8 protein-coding genes and 9 pseudogenes are annotated in these 15,989 nt (G+C 66.3%); 8 read left to right on the top strand and 9 right to left on the bottom strand.

Translation table 11 applies throughout. The features are described from left to right. Positions 1-108 precede the first annotated feature (108 nt). From C9F11_RS45890 to C9F11_RS45875, 3 genes and pseudogenes are all read left to right on the top strand, one after another. Positions 109-669 carry a hypothetical protein gene (locus C9F11_RS45890; RefSeq protein ID WP_138968466.1) on the top strand — a complete coding sequence of 187 codons (561 nt, stop codon included), beginning with the start codon at positions 109-111 and terminating at the stop codon, positions 667-669. Positions 670-1,578: 909 nt separating this feature from the next. Beyond that, complete coding sequence (locus C9F11_RS45880) at positions 1,579-1,809, top strand: DUF5988 family protein (protein ID WP_138968464.1); 231 nt, start codon at positions 1,579-1,581, stop codon at positions 1,807-1,809. Between the two features lie 130 nt (positions 1,810-1,939). Beyond that, positions 1,940-2,428, top strand: a pseudogene (locus C9F11_RS45875) (transposase family protein); the annotation flags it as partial. A 5-nt stretch (positions 2,429-2,433) separates the two neighbouring features. Here the strand turns inward: C9F11_RS45875 and C9F11_RS45870 are convergent. Beyond that, a pseudogene (locus tag C9F11_RS45870) lies at positions 2,434-3,182 on the bottom strand (transposase family protein). Between the two features lie 112 nt (positions 3,183-3,294). Between C9F11_RS45870 and C9F11_RS45865 the strand changes: the two are divergent. Continuing rightward, positions 3,295-3,566 (top strand): annotated as a pseudogene (locus C9F11_RS45865) (transposase family protein); the annotation flags it as partial. A gap of 337 nt (positions 3,567-3,903) precedes the next feature. Here C9F11_RS45865 and C9F11_RS45860 read toward each other — a convergent pair. Next, entirely contained in the window at positions 3,904-5,142 is a 1,239-nt protein-coding gene (locus C9F11_RS45860) for an IS110 family transposase (protein WP_138968462.1), read from the bottom strand. A 327-nt stretch (positions 5,143-5,469) separates the two neighbouring features. Here C9F11_RS45860 and C9F11_RS45855 point away from each other — a divergent pair, with 327 nt between their 5' ends. Further along, positions 5,470-6,267 (top strand): hypothetical protein, encoded by a 798-nt coding sequence (locus C9F11_RS45855; RefSeq protein ID WP_138968460.1) that lies wholly within the window; start codon positions 5,470-5,472, stop codon positions 6,265-6,267. 31 nt (positions 6,268-6,298) lie between these two features. Here C9F11_RS45855 and C9F11_RS45850 read toward each other — a convergent pair. The 6 genes and pseudogenes from C9F11_RS45850 to C9F11_RS45825 all read right to left on the bottom strand — a co-directional run. Further along, positions 6,299-6,505 (bottom strand): annotated as a pseudogene (locus C9F11_RS45850) (transposase); the annotation flags it as partial. A gap of 3 nt (positions 6,506-6,508) precedes the next feature. Further along, positions 6,509-6,760 (bottom strand): transposase family protein, encoded by a 252-nt coding sequence (locus C9F11_RS45845; protein WP_138968458.1) that lies wholly within the window; start codon positions 6,758-6,760, stop codon positions 6,509-6,511. A 315-nt stretch (positions 6,761-7,075) separates the two neighbouring features. Continuing rightward, positions 7,076-7,765: a hypothetical protein gene (locus C9F11_RS45840; RefSeq protein WP_138968456.1), complete on the bottom strand. Its 690-nt coding sequence runs from the start codon at positions 7,763-7,765 to the stop codon at positions 7,076-7,078. A gap of 683 nt (positions 7,766-8,448) precedes the next feature. Then, positions 8,449-8,975, bottom strand: a pseudogene (locus tag C9F11_RS45835) (transposase). Then, positions 8,972-9,571, bottom strand: a complete 600-nt coding sequence (locus C9F11_RS45830; protein ID WP_138968254.1) for a helix-turn-helix domain-containing protein — start codon at positions 9,569-9,571, stop codon at positions 8,972-8,974. Before C9F11_RS45830 ends, C9F11_RS45835 begins: the two are co-directional and overlap by 4 nt. 362 nt (positions 9,572-9,933) lie before the next feature. Beyond that, positions 9,934-11,058, bottom strand: a pseudogene (locus C9F11_RS45825) (IS701 family transposase); the annotation flags it as partial. 216 nt (positions 11,059-11,274) lie between these two features. Between C9F11_RS45825 and C9F11_RS45820 the strand changes: the two are divergent. Further along, a pseudogene (locus C9F11_RS45820) lies at positions 11,275-13,251 on the top strand (ISL3 family transposase); the annotation flags it as partial. 309 nt (positions 13,252-13,560) lie between these two features. Here C9F11_RS45820 and C9F11_RS49470 read toward each other — a convergent pair. Next, positions 13,561-13,929: pseudogene (locus tag C9F11_RS49470) on the bottom strand (transposase family protein); the annotation flags it as partial. Between the two features lie 480 nt (positions 13,930-14,409). On the opposite strand from C9F11_RS49470, the pseudogene C9F11_RS50065 reads away from it, so the two are divergent. After that, positions 14,410-15,291 (top strand): annotated as a pseudogene (locus tag C9F11_RS50065) (tryptophan dimethylallyltransferase family protein); the annotation flags it as partial. A 258-nt stretch (positions 15,292-15,549) separates the two neighbouring features. Continuing rightward, positions 15,550-15,957 carry a cupin domain-containing protein gene (locus C9F11_RS49460; RefSeq protein WP_249402420.1) on the top strand — a complete coding sequence of 136 codons (408 nt, stop codon included), beginning with the start codon at positions 15,550-15,552 and terminating at the stop codon, positions 15,955-15,957. Positions 15,958-15,989: the final 32 nt, after the last annotated feature.

The following is a 15,989-nucleotide window of genomic DNA, read 5'->3' as shown; positions in this document are numbered from 1 at the left end:
GATTCCACCGGTACGTTCCCATACGAGCGGGCGCTACGCGTTCAAAACGGGCGCATGCTGTGCCCCAACAGCTCAAGAGGCACCGCGTCTACAAGGAGGACGAACATAATGATTCCGCGTTCGGCACGGCCCCATTACGCCGGGCTCAAAACCGCTGCGGCGATGGCCGTCTCGGTAGCCCTGGCCAGTGCGGGACTGATTCTCCCCACCGCACCGGCCCACGCCCTCACCGGCGACCTGGCATGTACAACAAAGGCCACGGTGACCTTCAGCCCGGCGCTCAGACCAGCCACCGAGTCCTCGGTGAGCGCCACCGGTACGCTGCCCACGTGCGCCTCGGCCAACGGCAAGTTCTCCCAGCTGAAGTCGGCCACCATCACCGGCACCGAGGGCACAGCGACGGCGACCGGTTTCGTCCTTCGGTGCCCAGCGTTGCTGACCGTAACGGCAACCGCTACCCTGGCCTGGCAGAATGGTGAGAAGAGCAGAATCAGCTTCACCCTCAGCACCGACCCCAGCCAGGGGGTAAAGCTCAGCGGCACGGTGACCAGCGGACCAATGGAGGGTGACACCCTCTACGCCGTACCAGTGGTTACCCTCAATACGAGCTGTCCAATGGCGGGCCTGAACACCCTCACCGCCGTGACCGGGGCCTTGATCTTCACCTGATGCGATGAAGGGGCGGAGCCTCCCGCTCCGGCCGGGAGCGGACGATGCTCGGTCCAGGTGAGAGAAGTTTCGCCCCCAGGCAGGAGGCCCCTGACTTCTCGTATTCGGGCCAGACCTTGACGCGGGTGAAGACCTTCTCGTGGAAGACGTCGAAGCAGGCCGGGGTTGAGGGCGTCGAGCTGGGACTGGAGTTCCTGGGGGGCCGTCGTGCAGCGGGCGTAGCCGATGCGGACCGCCGTGATCCCCGCTTCCAGGGGTGGGGCCTGGGCGGGCACGTGCGCGCCGAGCTCGGACCCGAGCGTCCAGCGTTTGCCGGGGTGGCGGTCGGGCGGGGTGAGGACGTGGAGTTCCTCGGCGACGCGGGGCACGAGCTGAAGGCGGCGGGTGTGGTACTTCGCCGCGGTCTTCCCCGCACCGGTGCGGCAGGCCGACCCGGCGGGCGCGTCGCAGGTCGGGCAGGGGTGACGTTCGATGGCGCAGGCGGCGTCGAACTCCTCGCCAGTCATCCCTCAGAAGCTGCAGGTGTGACGACGTTTCAAGAAAGCATTCCAAGAAGCCGATTGAGAACGTGGAGGGCGGTCATTTCGGACACCGGGTGGACGGCCGAGGCTGCTTCTCACCCATCTGTGAGAAGCATGCAGCGTTGCCCCTTGGCTTTGGGCCTGGCCGATGCGTCCTCGCGGATGACGGCGCCGCATTGCACGGCAGAACTCTTGGCTGCGCACTGGAGTTCAAGGGGGGGCTCTTGCGCTCGGAGCGCCCCTATGACGTCCGCAGCAAAGTTGAAGTGCTCCTTTCCGATCAGTGCGCCCCCTGATCAGGCTTTTCTGTGCAGTGCAAAGGGAGTGACATCGATAGCACGGTGTGACCCCCGAGCACCACAGAAGTTGAGTTGGAGAGGAGGGCCTCATGGTCAGGTATGTGCTGACGAACTCGGGGCGGCTGGCGGTGCTACAGGGCAGCCCTCCCGAAATCCCGCGAGTGCACCAGGTATTGGACGGTGCGGCGGATGATTCGCGGGTGGTGGTGGCCTATTACGGGCGGCATCAGCGCTTCGAGGCCACGGGTGAGGTGGCCCTGGTCGACGGGCAGCAGATTCCGGTCTTCCAGTTCGCCTACAGCACCGCGATCGCCGAGTAGTACGGGGGCGCACAATGAGCGTTTTCCAAGCTGGCGGTGCTGGCGGCGAGTTGGACAGTCCTGCGCAACGACGAAGCTCCTGGCAGACGGGTTCTCGGCCAAGATCACCCGTGTCCGCCAGGAGCTTCGGCTGCTTGTCTGCCCGTCGTCGATCGATCTGTCCACCCGCACCCTGCGGTTCCTGACCGGGCACCTGACCGCCAGGCGGCAGGAGACCGGCACGCGGTGGCGGCGGCTTCCCGCAGCACGACAGGCCCTGCTGGCCCTGGCCCACCTGCGGTGCGGTGGCACCTACGCCCCTCTCGCGACCGGTTTCGGCATCGGGATCACGACCGCCTTCCGCTACATACGCGAGGCCGTCGACGTCCTGGCCGCCCTCGCCCCGTCCCTGGCCGACGCGATGAAGACGATCCGGAAGAAGGCGTTCGTCATCCTCGACGGCACCCTGCTGCCCATCGACCGCACCGCCGCCGACACCCCGTACTACTCCGGGAAACACAAACGCCACGGCACGAACGTCCAGGTGCTCACCGATCCGTTCGGACGGCTGCTCCGGGCCTCACCGGCCCTGCCCGGCTCGACCCACGACCTGACCGCCGCACGACACCACGACATCATCGTTCTTCAGCGTTGCCGCTCCAGGGTGAGGACGGCTTTGGCGATGGACATCATGCGGCTGGGGCTGCCTCGGGATCTGCGGAAGATCCGCCAGGACTTCAGGCGGGCGATGCCGCGTTCGATGGGTGCGCGTACTGCGGCCAGGGCCCGGTTAACGGTTTTCTCGGTGGGGGTCAGTTCCTGCAGAGGCCTGCGTTTGACGCCGGTAGTCAGCCACGGACCGGCGCCCTGGTAGGCGAGATCGGCCAGGATGGGAACGCCCTGGCGCTCGCAGATTCGGATGATCCGGTGGGTGCGGGCGGCGGTCAGGTCGTGGGTGCGGCCCGGCAGAGAGGGCGAGAGCCACAGGAGCCGGCCGCCGGGATCGGTGACAACCTGCACGTTCACGCCGTGGCGTCGGTGCTTGTGGGAGTAGTCGGCCCGGCCGTCGCCGACCCGTCGCATTCGGCGGGAGTGGCGTCGGGCAGGACGAAGTCGGGATCATGCTCGCGCAGCGTCTTCAGCAGACCAGGAGCACGCTCGGCGAGCAGGTGGATGACCGCACGGGTATAGGCATAGGCGGTGGACTCGCTGATCCCGAACCCGGCAGCGATCTTCGCCAGAGTGGTGTGCTCGCGCAGGTACACCAGTGCCACCATCGCGCGCTGTGACGGGCGGAGCTTGCAGCGCCGGTCGCCCTCACGCGTGACGATCAGCATGGTGACCCACTCCACGAGTGCATGAGGCAGGTCGAGTGCGGCAGGATGGATGACCAACGAGGCCCCCGAGCAGCGTTGTTGAGACGTCAGACATCTCGATCAACAGCCCGGAGGCCTCGCTCGTTGCGCTTCACGGACCGTCACCCAAACGGTGGCCACATCGAAGAAGCTCATCGAAACCCTCGCCGAAACGGACCTCAAATGCTGGGCAGACAAGGCATACCAAGGCGCCGACGGAACCATCCGAGTCCCGTTTCGCGGCCGCCGACTCAAGCGATGGAAGCGGCGCCACAACACCACCCACGCCAAGATCCGCTGCCTCGGCGAGCAGGCCATGGCCACCCTCAAAGGTGGCGCCTCCTGCGGAAACTCCGCCGCAGCACCAACCGCATCACCGACGTCGTGAAGGCCACCCTCATCCTCCACCAGGCATCAGCGTAAGGTTGGAAAACGCTCTTTGTCTCGCTGCACCGGAGCGCGAGCTGTAGCGCCTTGTTATCTGCCGACCCAGAGCATTGGCGGATTTCGCACGTTGGGTACCCGTTAATTCACAGCAGAGTGAAGGCACTTGAGGTATGCAAGAATCCGTGGTGTACGGGTATCAGGAGAGGGAAAGCACGGATGCCGGAGAGGAATGGCGAGTTCGGCATGTATGGCGCTCGTGGTGTGAAGAGTCATGAGGCTGAACAGGCAGTCACCTGCGAAGTCCCCGAACTCCGGGCCCAGGCGCTCGCCCTCCTGATACGAAAATTCTTCGTTGGCAAACATCAACTGGCGGTCAGGAAGTCCCGGCGGGCTGCAGGCTGACCTGGTAGCCGAGTTGGTTGAGCTGGCTGACCAGCCGTCGGGTGGCCCGGGTCTTCCCGGTGCGTTCCAGGAAGTAGTCGCCGCCGAGGTCCTGGTGCGGGACGTCGCCGGTGAGCATGTGCCAGACGGCGATCAGGAGGGAGTGTTCCAGGGCGACCACCGCCCGGCGTTTGCCGCGGCGGGCGACCAGGCGTCGGTAGCGGGCGGCGAGGTAGGTGTTCTTGGTGCGGGCGGCGGCCATCGCGGCCTGGCCGAGGGCGGCCTTGAGCCAGGGGTCGCCGTGCCGGGTCCGGCCGGTGGGCTGGCGGCCGGCGGACTCGTGGTTGCCCGGGCAGACCCCGGCCCAGGAGGCCAGGTGCTCGGCCGAGGCGAAGCGGGACATGTCCGTACCGATCTCGGCCAGGATCACCTCCGCGGCCCGGGTGCTGACGCCGGGGATGGTGGCCAGCAGCTGCACGCTGCGGCGCATCGGCTCCAGCGCGGTCCCGATATGGGTGCTGAGGCGGGCCTCCATCGCGGTGGCGGCGTCGATCCGGTCCAGCATCGCCCTCGCGAGGAACGCGTGGTGGTCGCCGAAGCGGCCGGTCAGGGCCTCGATCAGGTCCGGGATCTTCAGCCGCAGGCGGCGCTTGGCCAGGTCCGCGAGTACGCGCGGGTCGCGCTCGCCCGCGATCAGAGCCTCCAGCATGGCCCGCCCGGACACGCCCAGGATGTCACTGACCACGCAGGACAGCTTGATCCCGGCGTCCTCCAGGAGTTTCTCCAGCCGCTGGGCTTCCCGGGTTCGCTCGCGGATCACCTCGGTGCGGTAGCGGGTGAGGTCCCGCAGCTGGCGGATCGGCTCGGGTGGCACGAACGAGGGGCGGACCAGGCCGTGCTCGACCAGCTTGGCGATCCACTCCGCGTCCTTCACGTCCGTCTTGCGCCCCGGCACGGCCTTCATGTGCCGGGCGTTGAGCAGCCAGCACTCCATGTCGTGCTCCAGCAGGTAGAACACCGGCTTCCAGTAGATCCCGGTCGCCTCCATCCCGACCACGGTGACCCCTTCGGCCAGCAGCCAGTCCCGCATGGCCAGCAGGCCTGAGGTCATCGACGTGAAGGTCCGCACCTCGCCGCGGCGCCGCCTGCCGGCGCCGGGCACCCGGATACAGACCTTCACGTCAGCCTTGCTGATGTCGATCCCCGCACACCGCTCGTAGACCACGTCCATCGCTCCGGCACCTCCCTTGGGCCGTTCGCCCCGAGCACGGCCGCCCGGGGAGATCCGGAAGGCGAAAGATCCTGATACTCGTGCTCGAAGCAACACTTCCGGGTGCCTGTCGAGTGATCTCCAGCGTCTTGCAAATCCACGGGGTCGGACACGCCAAGGCTGAACGACGTCAACCGGACGGCCGCAGGCCCATTTTCGCGCCCTCGGGGCGGCGCCCGCAGGGCGCTCGGATTGCTGATCCGGGGGTAGCGACGGTTCGGACCGCATCCAGCGATCCCGGGCTGTTCGAGCTGCCTGGCCTCTGGGGAGAGGAGCGCGCGCAAACGCATGGCCACCCTGGGGGTGGTCTACGACACGACGCCCGCACCCCACCGTCCGCATGATGTGATCACCCTGCCCGGCGGCCGCCAGGACGGCGATGTCCCACGGCCCGGTCCCAAGGCGAGGGGAAAGTGGCTGTGCGGCTCGGTCATCCACGGCGTCGGCCACGTCATCTCCCGCGTGTTCGACCACGCCGAGGCCAGAGACCCTGGCCACTGGCGGCGCTGGGTCGTCCTGGTCGACGGCGCCCGCCACCAACTCGACATGATCCAAGCTGAAGCCGAACGCCGTGGTGTCACCCTGGACATCGTCATCGATATCGTCCACGCTCTCGAATACCTCTGGGCCGGGGCATGGAGCTTCCACGCAGGCGATGATCCGGTGGCAGAGGACTGGGTCGCCACCCATGCGCTGACACTCCTGGCCAGCGGAGCCGTTCAGGTCGCCGATGCCATCGAAGCCCAGGCTGACGCCGCCCAGCTGGACGACGATCAACGTCGCGGCGCCGACCGCTGCGTCAACTATCTGTATGCGAACGCCGAGTTCATACACTACGACCAGGCCCTCGCCGCCGGCTGGCCCATCGCGACTGGGGTCATTGAGGGCGCAGCCAGACACCTGCTCGCCGACCGCCTCGATGTGACCGGATCCAGGTGGGGCCTCGAGGGCGCCGAAGCCATACTCAAACTCCGCGCCGTCACCGCCAACGGGCACCTCGAAACCTACTGGCGATTCCACATCGACCAAGAAGACCAACGCCTCTACCCCACCCCCGACCAGGCCCAATACGCTCTCACAGCCTGATCGGCGAGCTCACTCGAAGAGAGCCACACCCCTGGAGGAAGGGCACGGACTCGGCCCACGCGTTCTCCCACAACCGCACGATCGCCGGGTACTCGCCGCCCCAGGCGTCGCGGAACTCAAGGAACCGCTCCCCCGCGATGTCCTGAGTGGCGGCGGTGCAGACGACCTTGAGCGCACGTGCGATCTTGTCCCAGTCCTGCCGGGCCGCGTAACGGAACGACGCCCTGATCAGGTGAAGCCGTCAATTAACAACCTGGTGGATATCGGCGCCGACTGAGGTGAGCAGGTCGGCTGCGGTGGGGTGACGATGGTCGGCCGGGGCGATGTCGATGCGACGGTCGTCGAGGATGGGCAGGACGTCGCGGATCGCGTTCCACAGGGTGCTCTTGCAGACGCCGAACAGCTCGGCGAGAGCGTCGAGGCCGCAGACGCGGCGGTGGTAGAGGATCGCGGCGAGGATCCGGTCGCCGTCGGTGATCTTCTGCCGGAACACGCCGCCGCGGGTGCCTGGACGCCGGTTGCCGCCGCGCTGGCGGTGGCGGCGCTCTTCGTCTGTTTCGACAACCCGATGGCTGAATCATTTTTCGGAGTCCTGAAGAATGAGCGCGCATCCCGCGTGACGTACTTGACCCGCGAGGCCACCCGGCAGGACATCACTCGCTTCATCGAACTCTGACACAATCACAAACGCCTCCCTTCGGCAATGGGTTACCGCACCCTCCGCACGAAGTTCATGCCGAATACGAGAAGTTGCGAATCGCCGCGTGAAATAGGCCGTCAGACGCCTATCCGGGAAACGCGAGGCCCCTCAATGGATAACTTCCTCTGGATCCTGGGAGGGCCTCACCTGCACCGGATCTGGAAGCTGGGCACACCGCTCGGGATTCGACGAGCAGACGACGATATCCGCGTCGTCGAGGTAAACCTCTTCATTCCTGAAGCTACTACCCGGGGTATCGAGCAGCCTATAGAACGCTTTCTGCTCTCCAAAGAGTCCGGTATACGAATAACCAACTCTGACGAGCCTGTTGACTGTCTCGACGTACTCGACTTCGAAGAGGCCACTGATGGTCTTCCCGAAGGACATCAGACACGTGCCGCGCTCGAGGTATCTCGTACCATATCCGCGACCCTCGAATTTCATCTTATATGTCCCGCCGAGCCCTGTCTCTTCATAATGGTAGAGCAGCCCCTTTGCCGCACTTACGCGGGCCTCGCAGCGTTGGGATTTCGGCTTCTTTCGGTTCTCCTCAAGCCTGGTGCACTCCTGACTCGGACACTTCACCACCCCCTCCTCCAACTGGACGAAGACCTCTCTGTCATCATATCTCCTCGTCTCGTCCTCCTTGAGGTGCAGGAAGCGCCGTCGACGGTCATGCATATCGGGAAGATATTTTCCGACCTCGGTGATGCACCGACCGGGATCAGCAATCTTGTCCGAAGTGGCTACGACTTTATAGCCACCCCCGATCGCCTTTTCCTCCTCATACTTGTACAAGACGGTTTCTCCCCTAGTCCGGTACAAACATGGCTTCGCAACCTCAGGTCTAGCCTCTTGAGTGGCCGCAGCAGCTACTAGGTAGGCCTCGTAGCATGTTTGTGAAAATTCGTCGTCGCAATTGTCCTTGGCCCACACTGAGAGACTAGGAAAAAGATCGTGTTCAGCGGGTAGGCAACCATCACAAGGATCTCCTGTGCGGGTAGCCTGAGAGGTTTCCATTCCTGCCGGTTGGGCCGCCATTGCAGGAGGTGGCAGGACAGAAACCACAGCAGCGAGAGCCGTGGCTGCCAGCAGGCTGACCCTGATACGCGCGCGAGCGAGCATGACATCTCCATCTGTGACTGATCTTGGTCAGACAGGGCAGGAACGGACGGACATGGTGAACCGAACCCTGCCCTGATCCGGGACATCGCTTGAAGCCCCGACCGATGGAGCTTCCATACGGCTGAGCATGCCCTGGCCATCCACCAAGGGCACAGCAGGTTAGACCAGACGGTGCATCAGCGACGGTCGGGCCCTGTGTGTGGCTGTGACGTCGCTATTCGGTCTCGATGAGGGCGGCGTTGAAGGTGTCAATGGCCATCTCGTGCAGCTCATCCAAGATTTCCGTGAAATCGAAGTGTGTCACCATGCGCTCGTGCCGCTCAGTCACACCTCCGTGGACACTAGTGCTGCGTTCCTCATAAGACGTACACATATCGACGCTTGCGTGTGCGGGTGGGAGGGGCCGGTCGGCCCCAGACCCAGGGTCTGGCGTGGGCGTTGAGCTGGGTGGTGGCTATTTCGGTGGCGTAGGTGATGTCGTGAGGATTGCAGAAGGAACGACCGGCGAGGGCGGCCTTGCGGAACAGCCGCCACCAGCCTTCTTGCAGGTTGAGCCAGCAGGCGCCGACGGGGATGAACGCGTGGTGGATACGCGGGTGGTCTTCCAGCCAGGCCCGGGTGGACACACTGCGGTGCGCGGACAGGTTGTCGGTGACGATCCAGATCGTCCCGGTCGGGTTGGCCTGCTCGACCCGCTCGAGGAACTGCTGGTAGCAGACGCTGCTGCGCGATGGTGCGGTCATCGTGACCTCATGACCGTCACGGATACGCAGCCCGCCGAAGACCCAGGTCTTCTCCGGCCCGCGTCCGTAGTCAAGTTCGGACTTGATCCGGTGCCCATCCGCGACCAGGCCGGTGCGGGTGGAAACGTACGCGGGATCACCGGACCGAGTTCGTCGGCGCAGATGACCGTGGCGCCGGGCGGCGGACTGGTGTACAGGCCGATGATCCGCGTCCTTTTGGGGCGTCCGGATCACGCGAGCGGGTCCACGAACGGGGACGACGCCATCGCACCCCCTCGGCCAACAGGATCCGGCGGACCTGTGAACGGCCGACCTGGATTCCCCCGGCCTGGGCTGCAGCGGCCAGCGCGGACAAGGTCCACTCCGCCGGGCCCAACTCATCTGGTGCCCACAGCTCGCCGACGGGTTCCCAGCGCAGTCGGCCCGGTGGCAGCCCTCTGACCAGCGCGATGATGCGAGAGCGTTCCTGCTCGGTGATCCGGCGCTTGCGGCCCTGCCCGCCCAGGTCCTCCAGCCCAGCAATGCCCTGACGGTTGAAGCGGTGCAGCCAGCGCCGCACGGTCTTGGCACTGCACCCCAACGTGTCCGCGATCGCCGGCACCCGCTGTCCGGACCAGCTCAGCTGAACCATGCAGGCCCGCATCGACAGATCGCGCGGCGCTTTCCGGGCCCGCACCAGCCGGTTCACGATCTTCTGCTCTTCCTCGCCGCGGCCTGGCCGCGCCCACAGCACCATCGCTCAGCACCCACCCCGAGCATCCGCGCATGCCCCGCTACCAGCACATTTACCCCCCAAACGGGAACGCAGCACTAGTACTCCAGTGGGACTTCGCCATTCCTGCTGGTCAGAGGCGTTCTTTCGAGCCTAGTGGGCTGATGGTGCGGCAGGGGCCGGTTCCGGGAAGGTGTTTCAGGCGCGGGTGCGTCTGCGGTAGTGGCAGGCGCGGGCGATGGCCTGGTGGTGTCTGCGCCAGCGCGACCAGGCCAGTGCGCCGACACCGCGGTGCGCGGGCCGGGGGTCGACAACTGCCAGCAGGCGCCGGACTTCAGCCACGGTGAGCGGGGCCAGGTCGGCTGTGTCGTTTCTGCCGCCCCCCTTTCGATTGCCGCGGTGGCCATGGCGGCGAGGAAGGCGTGCGCGAGCATGGCCAGGGTGATGTGCCGATACCAGCCCGGATAGCGTCGCACCTCGTACTCGTCGAGGCCGCACTGGCCCTTGGCGGCCTGGAAGCACTCCTCGATCGCCCAGCGGGAGCCGGCGACGGCCACCAGCTTCTCGACCGTAGTGCCGACGGGCGCGTAGGCCAGGTAGTAGGCGATCTCGTCGGGACGCTTGAGGCTGCGGCGGGCCAGCACCCACCGCTCGTGGGTGGGCGGATCGGGGTCGAAGACGATGTTGGCGGGCAGCTTCGCCGCGGCCCAGTCGTAGACGCGCGGGCCCTTGGCGCCGTTGCCGCAGGACAACTGCTGCCAGGCATCGGTGGGGGCGTCGTCGATGAGCTGGTCGATGCGCCAGATCCCGAACAGCGACTTGATCTGCTGGGACTTGGGCACCGCGAGCACGTAGCCGACCTGGGCTTGCTCGAGCAGGTGGCGAAAGCGCCACTCCTGCCCGTAGAGACTGTCGGCACTCACCCAGGTGATCGGCAGTGGTGAGGCCAGGGCCCGCAGGACCAGGGTGTGGGCGAGTTCTCCCTTGGTGGCGAAGCCGCGCTCAGCGGGGATGCGAGCGGCCCGGCAGCGGTCCGGGTCGTTCGTCCACGACTTGGGCAGATACAACTCCCGGTCCACCAAGGCCCGTCCGCGGCTGGAGGCGTAAGCGGCGAACACGCCGATCTGGCAGTTCTCGGTCCGCCCGGCCGTGCCGGAGCACTGCCGCTGCACCCCGGCTGAGACGACGCCCTTCTTGAGGAATCCGGTGTCGTCGACGATCAGGACGCCGTCCGCGGCGCCGAGCCGTTTGGCCACGTATTCCTGCACGTCGTCCCGGAGTTCGTCGGGGTCCCATTTGCTCCGCGACAGCAGGTGCTGGAGTCCGTAAGGGCCGTTGTGACCGGCGTACTCGGCCAGCTGCCAGCTGTTCTTGCGGCCGACCGGACCCAGCAGGCCCCGGACGTAATCCCGCATCCGGCGCCGCACCTCGACCCGGCCGAACCTTCCGCTCACCCGCAGGAACAGGTCCTCAAGCTCGGCACCCCAGCGTCCCGTGACGAAGTCCGCCATCATGCCCCGAGCCTGCACGTCCCGGCCCGCCGTCCACGACACCTTCCCGGAACCGGCCCCTGCCGCACCATCAGCCCACTAGGCTCGAAAGAACGCCTCTGACCAGCAGGAATGGCGAAGTCCCACTGGAGTACTAGGGCCGTGTGAGGACCTGCTGAAGACACTGTTGCCGCACCTGAGTGGTGTACTGGTGGAGCAAGTGAGCGTAGAGAGCGGATGTTACGCATCGCGGCGCGCACTCGCGGCGAGGCGGCGCTGCCGTGTCCAGACTGCGGGGCCCGATCGAGACGGCGACACAGCGGATACCAGCGCACGGTGGCCGACGGTGCGGTTGGCGGGCGCATGGTCGTGATCGCCTTGGTGGTCCGGCGCTTGTTCTGTGACAACTCTCGTTGCGAGCGGGTGACGTTCGCCGAACAGACCGAAGGGTTGACGGGGCGGTACCAAAGGCGCACGCCCCTTCTTCACCGTCTGCTCACGGCGATCGGCATCGCGCTGTCGGGCCTGCCGGGCGCGAGGCTCGCGGCGCTGTTGCCCACGCCGGGGAGCCGGACCACCATCCTGCGCCTGGTCATGCTGACGCCGGACGCTCCCGCGCCGACACCGAGGGTGCTCGGCGTGGGCGATTTCGCCTTCAAACGCTCGTACGTGTACGGCAGCGTGTTGGTGGACTGCGAGACCGGCGCACCCGTTGACCTGCTGGAAGACCGGGAAGCGGACACCTTCGCCCGCTGGCTCGCCGGACGCGAGGGCATCGAGGCGATCTGCCGAGACCGTGCCGGGGCGTATGCCTCGGCCGCCTCCGCCGCGGCCCCGGACGCTGTCCAGATCGCAGATCGGTGGCATGTCTGGCGGAACCTCTGCGACACCGTCGAGAAGGCCATCGGCGCACACCGCAGCTGCCTGGATCCGCCGAACGAACCCCGGCTCGCACCTGCCAAGGCCGCCAGAACGGAGGGAGTGCAGGCCGCACAGACTCGGCGCCGGCACGCCGAAGTCCATGCCCTTTACGACAAGGGTGTCGGTATCGACCGCACCGCCGCCCAACTCGGCCTGGACCGCAAGACCGTACGCCGCTACGCCCAAGCCGACACCACCGACGACATCATCGGCAACGCTCCTCGGCGCGGCCGCCATGGCCTCGCCCGCTACGCCCCCTATCTCAACCAGCGGTGGAACGAGGGCTGCACCGACAGCGGACGGCTGCACCGCGAACTGCGCGAGCTCGGCTATCTCGGCAGCGCCCGCAGCGTGCGCCGCTGGCTGGAACCCCTGCGCGGAACCAACCCGCCGCTGAACGGGCTGCCCGAGGCACCGACCGTGCGCCAGGCCACCACCTGGTTCACCCGTCACCCCGACGGCCTGACCAGTGAAGAATCCCTTCGCCTCAAGCAACTCGCGGACCGCTGCCCGGAGCTGGCCGACACCGCCGCTCACGTCCGGGAGTTCGCCAAGATCATGGACCGGCTGGACGGCGCCTATCGACTGCCCGGCTGGATCGACCGAGCCGAGAACGCCGAGCTTCCGGTGATCCGCGGCTTCGCGCGCAACCTCCGCAACGACCTCGACGCCGTCATCCAGGGCCTGACCAGTCCGTTCAAGCTCGGGCATCGTCGAAGGCCGAGTCACGGATCTGAAATCGATCAGGAGGCAGATGGCAGGACGTGCAGGCTTCCCGTTGCTGCGGAAGCGCGTCCTGCTCGTGGCTGCCAGTCGCCGAACACCCAGAGTCACAACGGCGACAGCTTCATGACCGATTTCACGGAAATCTTGGATGAGCCCTCGTGCTCCCCGCTGGCGGCCGTTCGGCTTCCCCGTCTGTGTGACACCAGTCCAAGGGAGCCTCGTGACCGCGTCACCAGCATGCCCCAGCCGACGCTGCCCGCGCAGCGGCTCTCGGGCCCGGCGGAGGAGGTGATCCTCGGAGTGGACACCCACAAGGACATCCACGTCGCCGCCGTCATCACCACCCTGGGTGCCTCACTCGCCCACCAGGAGTTCTCGGCAACTGCCACCGGATATCGTCAACTGCTGGCCTGGGGCAGGATGTTCGGTGTGCTGCGGCGGGCGGGTGTCGAGTGCACCGGATCCCTCGGGACCGCGCTGGCCCGGGTCCTGCGCCGCGAAGGCATCGACGTCGTCGAGATCAACCAGCCCGACCGTGCCACCCGACGCAAGCGAGGCAAGACAGACGCCATCGAGGCAGTTGGAGGAGATACGCCCGAAGGGCGGGGGCGCCCTTCGGGCGTATCTCCTCCAACTGTCAAGGAGCTAGGTACTTGCGGTCGTTGGAGACCGTGCTTCGGCGATCATTGGCAGTCGGCTGGGGTGTACGGTGGCGGCCGCGATTTCTTGAACGGCGTAGTCGGGCATCGGACGCAGCCGCCAGCGGGAGCAGACGACCGCCAGCGCGGTAGTTATCTCGGTGATGGCGAAGCCATCTGCGATGCATTTATGGGCTCCAGCAGCAAAAGGAATCATTGCCGCTTTGGGGAGTTGTCCCCCGTGCCGGCGGTGCTTGTGGGAGTAGTCGGCTCGTCCGTCGCCGATCCGGTCGCACTCGGCGGGGGTGCCGTCCAGCAGGACGAAGTCGGGACCGGTCTCGCGCAGGACCTTCAGCAGTCCCGGTGCACGCTCGGCGAGCAGGTGGATGACCGTGCTGGTGTAGGCGTGGGCGGTGGGCTGGCTGATCCCGAACCCGGCAGCGATCTTCGCCAGGGTGGTGTGTTCGCGCAGGTACACCGGTGCCACCATCGCGCGCTGAGACGGGCGGAGCTTGCAGCGCCGGTCGCCCTCACGCGTGACAATGAGCATGGTGACCCACTCCACGAGTGCACGGGGCAGGTCGAGTGCGGCAGGATGGATGACCAACGAGGCCCCCGAGCAGCATGGTTGAGACGTCAGACATCTCGATCAACATCCCGGGGGCCTCGCTCGCTGCGCTATAGGCCGTCACCTGATCGGTGGCCAACTCGAAGAAGCTCATTGGACGCCTGCGACGCCTGTCGTTATTCGTTCCCTTCCCGACACCCGGGTGTCGGGCTACGCGCCCCGGGGCGCGCGAGGTCGTTAGTGCGCTCCGTGTCCGTTCAGGAGCACGGCTGCCGACGGATCGGCGTTGCGTGCGACACGGCGCACTTCGTCGTGCGTGTACGCATCAATCGTGAGTGGTGTGCGCCTTTGCGAACTCGATCCGACAGGTGATCCTGGGAGTCGTGTGCTGTGGTGCTGCTGTGGTGCTGCTGTGTGGAAGCAGGAAACTCTCCTGACCCTGATACGTAGCCGATATTGACCGGGTGCTCAATCGCCTCTCTTGATGAGAGCGCCGCGCCTGTTCGGGAGGACCAGGCCATGACTGTGCTTACGGGAACAATCTCCGAAGTGTGTGAGCTCCAACTGCGTCGGCTGGCAGTCGGTCTAGACCTGGGCGCATATGCGGACCTGGCCGTGGAACTCTTCCGCGAGTTGACTGATCCGTGGAACGAGAAGCCGGTGTCCGCGCTGCCGATGTCGGACGTCTCCCCGGACGGGTCTCCCGTCGAGTTCGCCGCGGAGATCGGTGGGCCTGACCCGTCACTGCAGTTCGCGATCGAACCCATGGCGACGGAAGGAGACCCGGCAGGACAGGTGCTGGCAGCGCGCCGGGTCATGGAGAGTCTGGCGAATCGGTACAGCTCGCGTGCGGATCAGTGGATGGATGTTGCTGGCATCTTTCTGCCCGCCGGTGCCGCGCAGCGGCACGTCGCCATGTTTGGGGCGGAGATCTCCCGCTCAGGGCTTGCGGGTTGCAAGGTGTGGTTCTATCCGTCCGTCACGGGGCGGGAGCGGGCGCAGAGTCTGATGCGTCAGGCGCTGGCCCTGCTGCAGCTGGAGGCGAGCTGGCAGGCGGTTCAGGCACATGCCTGGGGCGGATTCGGCAGAAGCCGCCCCATCCTGTTCTCCCTGGACCTGACGGCAGCCGCCGAGGCCCGCACGAAGATCTATTTCCGGCACTACGGCGCGCGCTCCGAGGATCTTGCAGCGCTCCTTGCCCCAAACGGGTTCGAGGCGGTGGAGATCCTGGAGTTCTGCCGCCTGGCGACCGGGGGCCGACCGGACTTCGATGTTCAACCGGCGGTCACCTGCCTCTCCCTCACACCGGACACCCCCCTAGGCTCCGCAACACTCTATGTCCCGCTGTGGGGCGGCGAATCGCGCGACGACCTGGTCCGCCAGCACACTCATCAGGTCCTCGCCCGGCTCGGCCACCCCACGGCCCTCTACGACCGCTGCCTTGCCGGGGTCGCCCGCCGCCCCCTGTCCGCAGCAGGTGGCCTGCACAACTATATCTCGCTGCGGCCAGCGTCCGGCCAGTACCGGGTGAAGGCCTACTGGTCGCCCGAGCTGCACAGTGTCAATCCTCCGCCGCGCTACCGGACCGACCGGCCACCGCTTCCCGTCCCCGTCGAGGGGACGATCACCGACCGCCGCTCTGTGAGGGGGGACACCATCATGAAAACGCCGAACCCGACAGAACTCGTACTCGTACACACCGGAGAGACCTACCAGGGCAAGCAGGGCCACACCTTCTTCGCTGGTATTTCGCGGGAGACTGCCGGTTCTCGGGGCCTGTGCATGCACGTGGTCACGATCCCGCCGGGCGCCAAGGATAAACCGCACCTGCACGAGCACCATGAATCGGCCATCTACATCATCTCCGGCCAGGCCGAGGGCTGGTACGGCGAAGGCATGCAGAAGCATCTGACCGCCGATGCAGGTGACTTCGTGTACATCCCCGCAGGCGTGCCGCACCAGCCGGCCAACCGGAGCCAGACCGAGCCGCTCATCGCGATCGTCGCCCGCACAGACCCCAATGAGCAGGAAAGCGTCATCGTGCTCAACGATCCCAAAGAGTCGTAAGTCACGGCAGGCGCACCGGTCTTGAGCGGAGG

Origin of the sequence: Streptomyces sp. YIM 121038 (assembly GCF_006088715.1) — a bacterium.
Classification (GTDB): domain Bacteria; phylum Actinomycetota; class Actinomycetes; order Streptomycetales; family Streptomycetaceae; genus Streptomyces.
Note: the sequence above shows the minus strand (reverse complement) of the source record. Positions and strands in the feature narration are given on the sequence as shown.